The sequence below is a fragment of the Bradyrhizobium semiaridum genome, from assembly GCF_020329505.1.
GTDB lineage: Bacteria > Pseudomonadota > Alphaproteobacteria > Rhizobiales > Xanthobacteraceae > Bradyrhizobium > Bradyrhizobium semiaridum.
In genome coordinates, this window is record NZ_JAGKJJ010000040.1 from 23,672 (window position 1) to 37,140 (window position 13,469).

General features: G+C 65.7%; 9 protein-coding genes. 4 read left to right on the forward strand and 5 right to left on the reverse strand.

Features of this window, described 5'->3' with window-relative positions; genetic code table 11:
- Positions 1–86: 86 nt before the first annotated feature.
- From J6500_RS29165 to J6500_RS29175, 3 genes are all read right to left on the reverse strand, one after another.
- Positions 87–3,311 (reverse strand): efflux RND transporter permease subunit, encoded by a 3,225-nt coding sequence (locus J6500_RS29165; RefSeq protein WP_225716154.1) that lies wholly within the window; start codon positions 3,309–3,311, stop codon positions 87–89.
- Entirely contained in the window at positions 3,304–4,527 is a 1,224-nt protein-coding gene (locus J6500_RS29170; RefSeq protein WP_225716155.1) for an efflux RND transporter periplasmic adaptor subunit, read from the reverse strand. The genes J6500_RS29165 and J6500_RS29170 overlap by 8 nt, the downstream gene beginning before the upstream one ends.
- A gap of 514 nt (positions 4,528–5,041) precedes the next feature.
- Positions 5,042–5,311: a hypothetical protein gene (locus J6500_RS29175; protein WP_225716156.1), complete on the reverse strand. Its 270-nt coding sequence runs from the start codon at positions 5,309–5,311 to the stop codon at positions 5,042–5,044.
- A 194-nt stretch (positions 5,312–5,505) separates the two neighbouring features.
- Here J6500_RS29175 and J6500_RS29180 point away from each other — a divergent pair, with 194 nt between their 5' ends.
- Both J6500_RS29180 and J6500_RS29185 read left to right on the forward strand, forming a co-directional pair.
- Positions 5,506–8,196: a bifunctional diguanylate cyclase/phosphodiesterase gene (locus J6500_RS29180; protein WP_225716157.1), complete on the forward strand. Its 2,691-nt coding sequence runs from the start codon at positions 5,506–5,508 to the stop codon at positions 8,194–8,196.
- Positions 8,197–8,282: 86 nt separating this feature from the next.
- Positions 8,283–8,729 carry a PPC domain-containing DNA-binding protein gene (locus J6500_RS29185; protein ID WP_225716158.1) on the forward strand — a complete coding sequence of 149 codons (447 nt, stop codon included), beginning with the start codon at positions 8,283–8,285 and terminating at the stop codon, positions 8,727–8,729.
- Between the two features lie 26 nt (positions 8,730–8,755).
- On the opposite strand, the gene J6500_RS29190 is transcribed toward J6500_RS29185, so the two are convergent.
- Together J6500_RS29190 and J6500_RS29195 are read right to left on the reverse strand one after the other, a co-directional pair.
- Positions 8,756–11,221: a PAS domain-containing hybrid sensor histidine kinase/response regulator gene (locus J6500_RS29190; protein ID WP_225716159.1), complete on the reverse strand. Its 2,466-nt coding sequence runs from the start codon at positions 11,219–11,221 to the stop codon at positions 8,756–8,758.
- Positions 11,222–11,292: 71 nt separating this feature from the next.
- Positions 11,293–12,054 (reverse strand): thermonuclease family protein, encoded by a 762-nt coding sequence (locus J6500_RS29195; RefSeq protein ID WP_225716164.1) that lies wholly within the window; start codon positions 12,052–12,054, stop codon positions 11,293–11,295.
- A 235-nt stretch (positions 12,055–12,289) separates the two neighbouring features.
- Here J6500_RS29195 and J6500_RS29200 point away from each other — a divergent pair, with 235 nt between their 5' ends.
- Positions 12,290–12,496, forward strand: a complete 207-nt coding sequence (locus J6500_RS29200; RefSeq protein WP_225716160.1) for a hypothetical protein — start codon at positions 12,290–12,292, stop codon at positions 12,494–12,496.
- Between the two features lie 169 nt (positions 12,497–12,665).
- Positions 12,666–13,469 (forward strand): ATP-binding protein (locus J6500_RS29205; protein WP_225716161.1); only part of this gene is annotated, 804 nt, incomplete at its 3' end.

Sequence of the window (13,469 nt, forward strand, 5' to 3'; positions counted from 1 at the left end):
GTTTTGCCACATGACAGAATTGTAACAGCGCTTTCTTGCGGCGATAACAGTGGAGTTTTTCCAGTGCAGCCGCCCTCAACCAGCCGTCATTCCGCCGGCTGAACCGCCGTGCTCTCGCCGCGCGCCAGCTTACCGGCATGACCGTACTGGGCATAGAGCGCCGGCAGCACGGCGAGCGTCAGCAGGGTCGCGCTGATCAGGCCGCCGATCACGACGGTGGCAAGCGGCTTCTGCACCTCTGCGCCGGTGCCGGTGCCGAAGGCCATCGGCACGAATCCGAGCGAGGCCACCAGCGCGGTCATCACCACCGGCCGGAAACGGGTGAGGGCGCCTTGCTCGATCGCCGAGCGCATCGGCACGCCGCGCTCGCGCAGCTGGCGAATGTAGCTCAGCATCACCAGCCCGTTCAGCACTGCGACCCCCGACAGCGCGATGAAGCCCACCGCAGCCGAGATCGAGAACGGCATGCCGCGCAGCCACAGCGCGGCGACGCCGCCAGTCAGCGCCAGCGGCACCGCGCTGAACACCAGCAGCGCATCGCGCGCCGAACCCATCGCCGCGAGCAGCAGCAGGAAGATCATCGCAAAGCAGGCCGGCACGACGACGGCGAGCCGCTGGCGCGCGGCGGCGAGATTTTCCGACTGGCCGCCCCAGGTCATCCAGTAGCCCGGCGGCAGCCTGACCGATTGCGCGACCTTGGCCTGGGCCTCTTCGACGACAGAGCCGAGATCGCGGCCGCGGACATTGGCCGTCACCACGATGCGGCGCTTGCCGTTCTCGCGGCTGATCTGGTTCGGCCCCTCGGTGAAGGAGAACTGGGCGACGCGGTTGAGCGGCAGGCTCTGCACCGGCGAGCTCGGCGCTGTCTTCGGCAATGCGACCGGCAAATTGCTCAGCGCTTCCAGATCGGAGCGCACGCTCTCCGGCAGCCGCACCACGATGTCGAAGCTGCGATCGCCCTCATAGACGACGCCGGCATCCTGACCGCCGACCGCGGCGCCGATCACGTCGTGCACGGAAGAGACACTGAGGCCGCGCCGGGCGATCGCCGCCTTGTCGACCTTGATCTCGAGGATGGGGAGGCCGCTGGTCTGCTCGACCTTGACGTCGGTCGCGCCGCGTACGCTGCGCAGCGCCGCTGCAACCTGGTCGGCCGCTTTCTGCATCGGCTCGAACTCGTCGCCGAATACCTTGATCGCGATATCGCCGCGAACGCCGGCCAGCAGCTCGTTGAAGCGCATCTGGATCGGCTGGGTGAATTCATAGACGTTGCCGGGCAAGCGGCCTACCGCCTTGGCGATGTCCTCGATCAGTTGCTCCTTGGTCATCGACGGATCCGGCCACTGCTCGCGCGGCTTGAGGATGATGAAGGTGTCGGACGCGTTCGGCGGCATCGGATCGTTCGCCACCTCCGCAGTGCCGGTCTTGGAGAAGACGAACGACACCTGCGGGAAGCGGCTGACGGTCTTCTCGACCGACAGCTGCATCGCCTGCGACTGTGACAATGCTGTACTCGGAATCCGCAGCGCATGCATGGCGATGTTTTTCTCGTCGAGCGACGGGATGAACTCTTGGCCGAGGCGCGAGCATCCGAACAGGGCGGCTGCGAACAGCACGACCGCCACTGTAATGACGGGTACGGGGGTTGCAACCGAGCGCCGCAGCAGCGGGCTGTACCAGCGCTTCAGCGCGGCAACGAGGCGGTTTTCCTTCTCCTGCACGCGGCCGGTGATGGCGATCGCGATCAGCGCCGGCACCAGCGTCAGCGACAGCACGAAGGCCGCGGCGAGCGCGAGGATCACGGTGAGTGCCATCGGCTCGAACATCTTGCCTTCGACGCCGGTGAAGGTGAGCAGCGGCACATAGACCAGGAGGATGATGGCCTGGCCGTAAAGGCTAGGCTGCAGCATTTCCACCGCGGAGGCGCGTACCGTCGCCAGCCGCTCGTCGCGGCTGAGCACACGGCCGAGCGCCTGCTGCTTCTCGGCGAGATGGCGCAGGCTGTTCTCAGTGATGATGACGGCGCCGTCGACGATCAGGCCGAAATCCAGCGCCCCGAGGCTCATCAGGTTGGCGCTGATGCGTCCCTGCCACATCCCGATGGCGGTCATCAGCATGGCGATCGGGATCACCAGCGCTGTGATCAGCGCCGCTCGGAAATTGCCCAGCAGCACGAACAGCACCGCGATCACGAGCAGAGCGCCTTCGCTGAGATTGCGCGCCACCGTGCCGATGGTCGCATCGACAAGCTGGGTGCGATCGAGCACGGTCTCGACCTCAACACCGGGCGGCAAAGACGGCGCGATCGCCCGCAACTTGGCGTCGACCGCAGCCGACACCGTTCGGCTGTTGGCGCCGATCAACATCAGAGCCGTGCCGACCACGACCTCACGGCCGTTCTCGCTGGCGCTGCCGGTCCGGGTTTCGCCACCGATCGATACGGTCGCGATGTCGCGGACCCGCACCGGCACGCCGCCGCGGGTTGTGACGACGACGGTGCCGAGCTCCTCGACATTTTCGAGGCGGCCGCCGGAGCGCACCACAAAACCTTCGCCGTTGCGCTCGATATAGCGCGCGCCACGACTGACATTGTTACTCTCGATCGCCTTGGCGACGTCGGCAAAGGTGAGACCGAGCGCGATCAGCTTCGCTGTGTCGGGGTTGACCTGATACTGCTTCAGATAACCGCCGATCGAATCGACGCCGGCGACGCCGGGCACCATCTTGATCTGCGGCTTGATGATCCAATCCTGCACCGTGCGCAGATAGGCGTCCTTCTCGACCTCGCTCTGGAGGACCTGACCGTCGGTGGTGAGGACGCGGCCATCCTTTTGCAGACCCGGCGTGCCGTCGCTCTGCACGGGCTGCGCAGAGTAGTGGACCGTCCACATGTAGATCTCGCCGAGCCCGGTCGAGGTCGGGCCGATCCGTGGTTCGATACCCTGCGGCAGGCGCGCGCGGACTTCGGTCAGGCGCTCGCCGATCTGCTGGCGCGCAAAATAGATGTCGGTCGCCTCGCTGAACACGGCGGTGATCTGCGAGAAGCCGTTGCGGGACAGCGAGCGCGTGCTCTCGAGGCCCGGCGCGCCCGCCAGCGCTGTCTCGATCGGAAAGGTGATCTGCTTCTCGATCTCCACCGGCGACAGCGCCGGCGCCGTGGTGTTGATCTGGACCTGCTTGTTCGTGATGTCGGGGACGGCGTCGATCGGCAACCGCGTCAACGCGATTCCGCCGAGGAACAGCAGGATCGCCGCCAGCGCGACGACGACCCAGCGGCGCTGGATCGCAAGACCGATGATGCGCTCAATCATGGCTGTGCTCCGCCTCGTCCTTCTCGAGCTCGGCCTTGAGCGTGAAAGTGTTTTGCACCGCGATGGTCTCGCCGGGAGCGAGGCCGGCCACGATCTCGATATCGTCGTCGTCCTCGCGGCCAATCCGCACCGACCTGGCCTCGAAGCCGTCGGCATCGCGCACGAACACGGTCGGCGTGCCCTTGACGGTCTGAATCGCCTTCTTGGGGACGATCACGGTGGACGGCGCGCCCGCGAGCGGCACTTCCGCGGTGACGAAGGTGCCGGGCTTCCAGCGATGATCCTTGTTGGGCATCGTCGCGATCACGCGCGCGTTGCGCGTCTCGCGGTCGAGCAGGGGGCTGACGAAGATCACGCCGGCGCTGGCTTCGTCATCGGTGCCGATCGCGCGGATCTTGACCGATGCGCCTTCGCGGACCGCGGCAATGTCTTCGGGTGAAACCGCAAGGTCGACCCAGATGTCATCGAGATTGACGATCACGTAGAGCTCGCTCTCCTGGCCCTCGCGCCCGATCAGGCCGCCGAGGTCGACGCGCCGTTCGGAGATCCGGCCGCTGATCGGCGCGCGCAGGAATTGCGTCCGCAGGCTTTCCGGCGGCTGGTTCGGCAGGTCGGCGATCTCGCTTTCCGACAGGCCCAGTGCGAACAGTTTCTGCCGTGCGCCGTCGAGCTTGATCTGGGCATCGTTCGCGCTCAGCCGGGTGCGCAGGAACTCGTTCTCCGAGACGGTGCGGCTTTCCACCAGTGTCTTCTGCCTGTTGTAGAGCGTCTGCTGCAGGTCGTTGGTCAGAAGCGCGGCGAGATATCCGCTCTTGGCGTCGGCCACCTCGCGGCTCTCGATCGCCGCGACGATCTCGCCCTTCTCGACGCTGTCGCCGAGCCGCTTGCGCAGTTCGGTGACCGTCCCGAGCACCCGCACCGAGACGCGGCCGATATGGTCGGCGTCGGGAATCAGCGAACCCGGCGCGAGGAAATGGCGCTTCAGCATGCCGCCGCTGGTCTTCGTCAGCGTGATGCCGGCGTCGCGGACCTGATCCTCGCCGAGCTCGATATGCCCGGGCGCGTGATGGCGGGCCTCGGCCGTCGGCGAGGACGTGCTCGTGGCCTCCTGCGTCGAGCCGCGTAGGGTCACCGGCCAGCCGATCCAGCCGGCGGCCAGAACGACCAGGCCGATGCCGGCGGCGACACCGGCAAAAAATACAACGATCCGTTTCATCTGCGCCTCTCCGCAGCGCAGGCCGGCGGCCGTGCGCTGTCGCAACATCGATCTGTGCGGAAAACGTGCTCGCGGCCTGAGGGCGGCGAGACACGCCCGGTCATGCCGACCGGATCAGGCGCGTGGTGGTTTGAACGGAGAGAGGCGGTCGGCCGAGGCGGGCAGCCGCATGCTCGTGTCGGCATACCGATGCTGCGCATATTCGATGGAAATCACGGCCTCCTGCAGCGCCATGGGCGCGACGTGCGTCAGGCAGTGGTCGCAATGGAGCGAAGCCGGATGGACCGGAGTCCTGTCGCCGCTATCGTTCGTCGACTGAACAATGGAGACGGCTGGCCCTGCGTCATCTAGGCTATCGCAGGTGCAGGGGTGATACAGGGACAACACCAGTGCGAGCGATATCAGTCCCGCAAGCAGGCTGCGCCAGCGACGCCATCCTGTTGCGCGAGGGACCGACTGACTGAGGGCTCGCGACGCATCCATGCATCCTTGTTAGCGCCGTCAGCCCGTGGGTTCAAGTTGGGTTGGCGACGGAATCACGCTGGATACTATAACGTGACGCGCCGTTCGCGCTGCGCCGGATCCACCACCGTCGCGCAGCGACCATGGCCCAGACCGCTTCCACGAGGCCGAACGGCCACGCGCCCTGCAGGAAGCCGTAAATCGAACCGAGCGCGCAGGCGGCGGCGAAAGCCAGGACGAACCACGGGCTGCGATCTTCGGCCGCATAGCAGACGAGCATCATCGTCACGGCGAACAATCCGAACAGCGTGAGTGCATCCATTGCGCGATCAATCCGGTTTCGGCGGCGTTGATACCGCACCCGTCCGCGACATGAAACATGCGCCGCCGCGGGCCGACTGCGCGGTTGTCTTAACCGTCCGATAACTGACTTTCCTAACCACCCCTTGGGTTGTGGTCCCTTACAAGGGCACCCGCAGGGGCAGGAAAATGTCAGTTTGTTCAACGAACAGCGGGATGCCGGAAAGCCGGTGGCTGTTGGGTGAAGGCGCACGGCACGCGCCGCGCGCCGGCGCCATTCAATGGCTGGTGCTGAGCGCCGCGCTGCTGGTGCTCGCGATCACGCTCGGCACCGGCTACCTCGCCCTGCAGTTCCGCGAACGCACGCTCGAAGCGTCCGAACGCGAGCTGAACAAAACCGCGCTATTGCTGTCGCGGCATTTCGATCAGCAGCTCGGCGATCTCCAGCATGTCCACGACGACATCGTCAGCTACCTGCGCGCCGGCCAGATCGACACCGCCGACCAGTTCGAGCGATCGATGTCGCTGCTCAGCGCGCACGAGATGCTGCGCACGCGGCTGGCGGCGCTGCCGCATGTCGGCGGGCTCAATCTGTTCAACGCCAAGGGCTGGCTGATCAACTCGTCCGGGATGTGGCCGGTGCAGGACATCAGCATTTCAGACCGGCGCTATTTCAAGGAGTTCACCTCAGGAAGGCCGACGTCACCGGTCATCGTCGAGCCCGCGATGAGCAAGGTGACCGGCAACTGGACCACGATCTTTGCACGCAAGATCACCGGCCGCAACGGCGAGATCATCGGTTTTGCCAGCCGCGGCGTCGAGCCCAGTCATTTCGAGGATTTCGTCGCCTCGCTGGCGCTCAGTGGCGATACCGTGATCTCGATGATCCACCGTGATGGCACCATCATCGCACGCTATCCGCAGGATGCCAGCGTGGTCGGCCGCAACATCGTCGACCAGCCGCTATTCCGCAAGGTGCTGAGCCTGGGCGGCAACACGTCGGGCCGCTTCTCCAACCTGTCGGGCGAGGACAACGTCGGGGCGGTCAGATCGCTGGCGCATTTTCCGATCCTGATCCTGGCGACGACCCAGACCTCGAGCGCGCTGGCGGACTGGCGCGCCCAGACCAAGCTGCAATTCTGCGCCGCGGTGCTCGCGGTCCTCATCGTCGTGGTGACGATCTTCCTGATCGTCCGCCAGCTGCAGCGTCAGCACGATGCAGCCCGGCGCCGGCTGAGCGAGAAGAGCCAGCACCTCGACACTGCGATCAACACCATGACGCAGGCGCTGCTGCTGTTCGACGCCTCGGCACGGCTGGTGATCTGCAATCAGCAATATATCGATATGTTCGGGCTCTCGCCTGACGTTGCGAAGCCCGGATGCCATCTGCGCGACCTGATCCTGCATCGGCAGCAGACAGGCTCGTTCGTCGGCGATGTCGACGAATATTGCGCCCGCTTCATCAATCCAGAGAGCGACAAGGTCCAGGACACCGTGGTCTCGACGCCCGACGGCCGCAACATCCGCCTGGTCTACAAGCGCTCGCCCGACGGCGGCTGGGCCACCACGCTCGAGGACGTCACCGAAGGGCGGCGCGCGCAAGCCAGGATCGAATATCTCGCGCATTACGATGCGCTGACCAGATTGCCGAACCGGGCGCTGCTGCAGCGCCATGCGGAAGGGCTGCTGCTGGAGCCCACCGCGCCCACCTTCGCGATCCACTATATCGACATCGACGAGTTCAAGCGCATCAACGACACGCTGGGTCATCCGATCGGCGATGAATTCTTGCGGGGCGTTGCGGAGAAGCTGCGCCAGGCGGTCGGCCCGAACGACTTCGTCGCGCGCCTCGGCGGCGACGAGTTCGCCATCGTCCAGCACGATGTCGTCTCGGATGACGATGTCAGCGACCTGGTCGCGCGCATCTACCAGTCGCTGCGCGCGCCGTTCGATTGCCACGGCCATCGTCTGTCGGGCGATGCCAGCATCGGGATCGCGATCGCGCCACGCCATGGCACCGACCTGTTCGGCTTGCTCAAATGCGCCGACCTTGCGATGTACGCCGCCAAGGCGGCCGGCCGCAGGACCTACCGCTTCTTCGATCCGGCGATGGAGAAGCAGGCCAATCTGCGCCGCGCCCTCGAGGCGGACATGCGGACCGCCCTCAGCGAAGATGGCTTCGAGCTGCACTACCAGCCGCTGGTCGACCTGCGCAGCGACGAAGTGACTTGCTGCGAGGCGCTGCTGCGCTGGCGGCATCCGGTCCGCGGCATGATTTCGCCGGCGGAATTCGTGCCGATCGCCGAGGAAACCGGCCTGATCGAGGAGATCGGCCAGTGGGTGCTGCGCACTGCCTGTAACGAGGCGGCAAACTGGCCGGCGCATGTGCGCGTCGCGGTCAACGTTTCGCCGGTCCAGTTCAAGTCGGAGACGCTGGCGCTCAAGGTCGCGAGCGCGCTCGCCGACAGCGGGCTCGACCCGCGGCGGCTCGAACTCGAGATCACCGAGGCGGTGCTGATCGCCGATGACGACGCGGCGCTGGTCACGCTCGGCCAGCTTCGTGCCCTCGGCGTCCACATCGCGCTCGACGATTTCGGAACCGGCTACTCGTCGCTGCAATATCTGCAGCGTTTCCCGTTCGACAAGATCAAGATCGACCGCAGCTTCGTCAAGGAAGTGACCGGCAACACCGGCTCGGCGTCGATCATTCGCGCCGTGGTCTCGATTGCCGCCGACCGCAACATGATCACGACCGCCGAAGGCGTCGAGACCGACCAGCAGCGCGATACCGTGCAGATGCTCGGCTGCACCCAGATGCAGGGCTATCTCTTCAGCAAGCCGGTTCCGGCGCAGGATGTCCGCGTGCTGCTGGCGGCCGACGGCGTCGGCGTCGAGGACGCCGCCTGAGCGCGCCGCGTTCTGCCGGTCCTGCCCGCAGGAACGATCCGCGCCGTCCCGGATTGAGAGTGAAAGCTCCCGGCATAGAGGCGATCATGAAGAGCAGGCTGGTATCAAACGCGCCTGGCGCGCAGGTCCACGTCGTTGTGCTCGACGGTGGTGAGGAAGCGTTCGCCGCGCTGACGAAGTTCGCCAATGAGGAAAAAGTATCGGCGGCGTCGCTGACCGCGATCGGCGCGTTCGAGCGGGCGACCGTCGGCTGGTTCGATTTCGCCTCAAAGAGCTACCGGAAGATAGAGGTCAACGAGCAGTGCGAGGTGCTGAGCGCGCTCGGTGACGTCGCAACCGGCGACGACGGCAAGGCGAGCCTGCACGTCCATATCGTGCTCGGACTGTCCGATGGTTCGACGCGCGGCGGACATCTGCTCGCCGGAACGGTGCGGCCGACGCTCGAGGTCGTGCTCACGGAAGCGCCGGCAAAACTTCGCCGTCGGAAGCGGCCGGATCTCGGCATTGCCTTGATCGATCTCGCCACGACATAGGCGTCAGCCGGCGCCGTGCAGGGCGCTTACGGCTTTGCGGCAGTCGCCCGCTGCTCGGCGATCGCCTTGCGCAGGGTGCGCGACAGCGCCTCGACCGAATAGGGCTTCTGAATCAGCTCGAAGCCGCTATGGGCGTTCTCGGCCAGCACGTTGCTGTAGCCGCTGGTCAGCACCACCGGCAGGCCGGGGAAGCGGTCGCGGATGATGCCGGCGAGCTCGACGCCGTTCATGCCGGGCATGATCACGTCGGAGAATACGAGATCGGCGGCGAACTCGTCTTCGGAAAGCATCGCGAGCGCCGCATTGGCGCTGGCGGCGCGCTTAACCGAGTAGCCGAGGTCCTCCAGCAGTTCGGTGGAGAACTGGCCGACCTCGTCATTGTCCTCCACGACCAGCACGCGATAGCCGCGGCCGATCGAGGCGTGCTCGCTGCCTGAGACGGCCGCGACCTTCGTATCGAGTGGCCGCATCGCCTGCGGCAGGTAGATGGTGAAGGTCGCGCCATGTCCGAGCGTGCTGGTGACCTCGATCTCGCCATCGGACTGCTTGACGAAGCCGAAGGCCTGGCTCAATCCGAGCCCGGTTCCCTTGCCGACCTCCTTGGTCGTGAAGAACGGCTCGAAGATCGCGTCGAGGTTTTCCGCCGAGATGCCGCTGCCGGTATCCTGGATCGAGATCGCGACGAAGTCGCCGCTGCGCGAGGCCTGCGCGCGAAGCGCGGGGATATGCTGGACTTTCCTGACCCTGATCGTCAGCAGACCCTCGCCGTTCATGGCATCGCGGCCGTTGACCGCAAGGTTGATCAGCGCAGTCTCGAACTGGCCGATATCCGCGATGGCAAAGCAGTCGGGATCGTCGATCCGGACCTCGATCTGAATGCGGCCGCCGACCAGCGGGCGGACCAACTGCGCCACGCTGTCGACCTGGGCGCCGACATTGAAGACCTCGGGCTTCAACGGCTGCCGGCGCGCAAATGCCAGCAACTGGGCGGTCAGCTTGGAGGCCCGCTCGACGGTCTCCGAGATCGCATCGATGTAGCGGCGGCGGCGCTCGTCGGGGAGCTCGCGACGGCGCAGGAAGTCGGTCGCGGAGCGGATGATGGTGAGCAGGTTGTTGAAGTCGTGCGCCACGCCGCCGGTGAGCTGGCCGACCGCCTCCATCTTCTGCGATTGCCGCAGGGCTTCCTCGCCGTGGCGCCGTTCGGTGATGTCGACGGCCTCGGGCACTGCGCCGACAATGCCGCCGTGCTGGTCGTGCAGCGGCCGCATCGCGAAGTCGAAATAGCGCTCGCCAATCGGCAGGCGCAGCTGCAGCTCGACCTTGACCTCCTCGCCACGCATCACGTCCGCGAATGCGTCCCTGATCATATGCGACATACCCTCGGTCGCGGCAAACCATGGCGTTTCCCAGAACAGCTTGCCTACGACCTCGGCTGCTTCAGCACGGATTCCGGCCAGCGCGGTCTGGTTGGTGTAGAGCAGGTTGCCGTCCTGGTTGAGCAGCATCTGATATTGGTGGCTGGTCTCCAGAATCGCGCGCGTCTGCGCCTCGCGCGATTCGAGTTGCGCGGTACGTTCGCGGATGCGCCGCTCCAGCGACTCGTTGAGCTTGCGCAGCTCGATCTCGGCTTCCTTGGCGGCGGTGATGTCGTGGGCGACGCCGATGAAGCCGATATGCTTGCCGTTCGCATCCCAGCGCGGCTGCGACTCCGAGCGCAGCCAGCGCCAGTCACCGGCGGCGTTGCGGTAGCGCGCCTCCAGCACGAACGGCTTCAGCGACAGCTCGCCGGAGATCTGCTCCTGCAGGATGCGGGGGAGGTCGTCCGGATGCAGCGCCTTGCGCCAGTCGAACACGATGGCTTCCTCGAACGGCAGGCCGAGGAAGTCGAGATAGGCCTGGTTGGCGAAGGAACGCGTGCGGTCGAGCTTGGTCACCCAGATCGGCACCGGCGCGCTGTCGGCGATCAGGCGGAAGCGCTCCTCGCTCTCGCGCAATGTCTCCTGCGCCAGCATCTGGTCGGTGACATCGAGATCGGCGCCGACCAGGCGCAGCGCACGACCGTTGCGGTCACGCTCGATCTTGGCGACGACGCGGATCCAGCGGCTCTCGCCGTCGTTCGGACGGATGATCCGGTATTCGTCGGTATAGTCCTCACCGCCGTTCTTGAGCGCGTCGAACAGGTGCGCAATCGTGCGCTCGCGGTCCTCGGGATGGATGCGCGCGATCCAGTTCTCGTAGGCCTCGTTGACGTGGTCGTCCGGCAGTCCGTGGACCAGCAGATATTCGGGCGAGCGGCGGTTCCTGACGCCGTCGCGGAAGTCGATCTCGAGCCCGCCCACCCGCGCGATGCGCTGGATCCGCGCCAGCTCCGCCTCGCGCTCCTGCAGCTCGCGATGGGCGCGGTCGCGCTCGCGCGCCATCTCCTCAAGATGCTGCCGCAGCCGTTCGGCGGCCGCAGCTTCGGGGAGAACATCGGGATCTGAAGGGGTCATCGCGCCGGCAACCTCTTCGAACCAGTTTCACACAGGACGAGGCGGCTTTGCCAGCGGTGATTTTGCTGCCGTCACTTGCCCTTGCTGCCGGCACGGCAATTATAGGCTCTGCGGAACCCGGCAGCCTGTGCATCCTCCTCGGAGCAGAACCAGTGATCCTGTGCCAGTCCGGGATAGCTGCGGCAGGCCTGCAGATGGTAGATGCCGATATTGCCGGTGACGCGGGCGCGCACGGCATATTTGCCCTTGATGTTGCAGGCGGCCGGCATCGGCAGGTTGGCCGGGAAAAGCGCATCGCGGATCTGCTGCTCGCGATTGGCGGGACAGGAGTTGCCGAGCAGGGCGCCGTCCTTCTTGCCGATACGAAAGTCGCGCGGCGCGACGAAGCAGCCTTTCCACAGGCCGGCACGATTGTCCCTAGCCGCGGCCTCGTCGGGCTTGAACCGGCCGGTGGCCGATGCCTCGACGTTCAAGGCGTAGCCCTGGCGGACCAGCAGCTCGCTGAGGCTGGTCGGGTCGCCCTCGATCTTGCAGACGCCGAGGCGGCGTTTCTTGAAGCTGGGGTCGGCACCGATATCGTCGCAATGGATCGGCTTGCCGCCGATCAGCTTCGTCAGCTGGTCGCGCGCCTCGACCCCGCAGCTCCAGACATCGGCATGCTCGTCGATGCAGAGCTGATCGATCGCCGGCGCATCGATGCCGTCGAGCCGGTAGGTCGTGCTGCCGAGCTGGACGGTGCCACCGTCCTTGATCACGGCTGACGCGGCGAAGGCGGGCGGGGCGGACAGACACGTCAGGAGCAACGTCGCGAGGAGGGCAGCGCGGGATCGCATTTTCTTCATTTCGGGTGCCTGGCTGATGTCAGGGATTTACTAGCACAGGCTGACGGGATCAAACCAAGCGGGCATGGATCGATGGTCTGTCCGCAATCGTCACCGACACTCCGCCGCACAGTCTGCTTCGCTGGATGGGAATGTCGGGGATTCGGCATTGGCTCAAAGGGCCGGTTGACTTCGTCAGAACAAAAGAAGAACATGGGGCTTCGCCACACTGATCCGGATACTTGCGATGACCTCGGCCCAACCCGATTCCGACGACGATGACGGGCTGGAAGCGGCCATCGACCAGGCCATCGCGGCCTGCGGCGGCGACATGCGCGCGACCATCCGCGCGCTGATCGTTGCCAATGAATTCCTGGAGAATGAGGTCAGCGAGCTGATGAAAGCGGTCTCCAACGCCTATGCGCGTGGCCGCTTCAAGACCTATTCGGGCTGAAATACCCCGCGGGCTACCGTCAAGGGACAGCCCGGCGCCGGACAGGGCCGCGATTAGACCGTTGCCTCCGGGGCGTTTTGCTGTACCACGGAGTGGTTACGCCAATCGCCCGTGCCGGATTGCGCGGGGAGGATCCTACCCAAATCCGAAAAGCCCAAGCAAGAAGAGCATGTTCAAACGAATCCTGATCGCCAACCGCGGCGAGATCGCCTGCCGGGTCATCAAGACTGCGCGCCGTATGGGCATTGAGACGGTCGCCGTCTATTCCGAGGCCGACCGCGACGCGCTGCATGTCGAGATGGCCGACGAGGCCGTGCTGATCGGCCCGCCCGCGGCCGCCGAAAGCTACCTTCTGATCGACAAAATCGTCGAGGCCTGCCGCAAGACCGGCGCCCAGGCGGTGCATCCCGGCTACGGCTTCCTGTCCGAGCGTGAGGCGTTTCCGCGCGCCCTGGAAGCCGCCGGCGTCGTGTTCATCGGCCCCAACCCCGGCGCGATCGCCGCGATGGGCGACAAGATCGAATCCAAGAAGGCGGCCGCCAAAGCCAAAGTCTCGACCGTCCCGGGCCATCTCGGCGTCATCGAGGACGACAAGCACGCGGTACAGATCGCCGAGGAGATCGGCTATCCCGTGATGATCAAGGCCTCGGCCGGCGGCGGCGGCAAGGGCATGCGCATCGCGCATTCGAAGTCCGAGGTCGCCGAAGGCTTTAATCTGGCGAAGGCCGAAGCGAAGTCGTCGTTCGGCGACGACCGCGTCTTCATCGAGAAGTTCATCGTCGATCCCAGGCACATCGAGATCCAGGTGCTCGGCGACAAGCATGGCAACGTGATCTATCTCGGCGAGCGCGAATGCTCGATCCAGCGCCGCAACCAGAAAGTCATCGAGGAAGCGCCGTCGCCGCTGCTCGACGAGACGACCCGCCGCAAGATGGGCGAGCAGGCGGTCGCGCTGGCCAAGGCGGTGAACTAC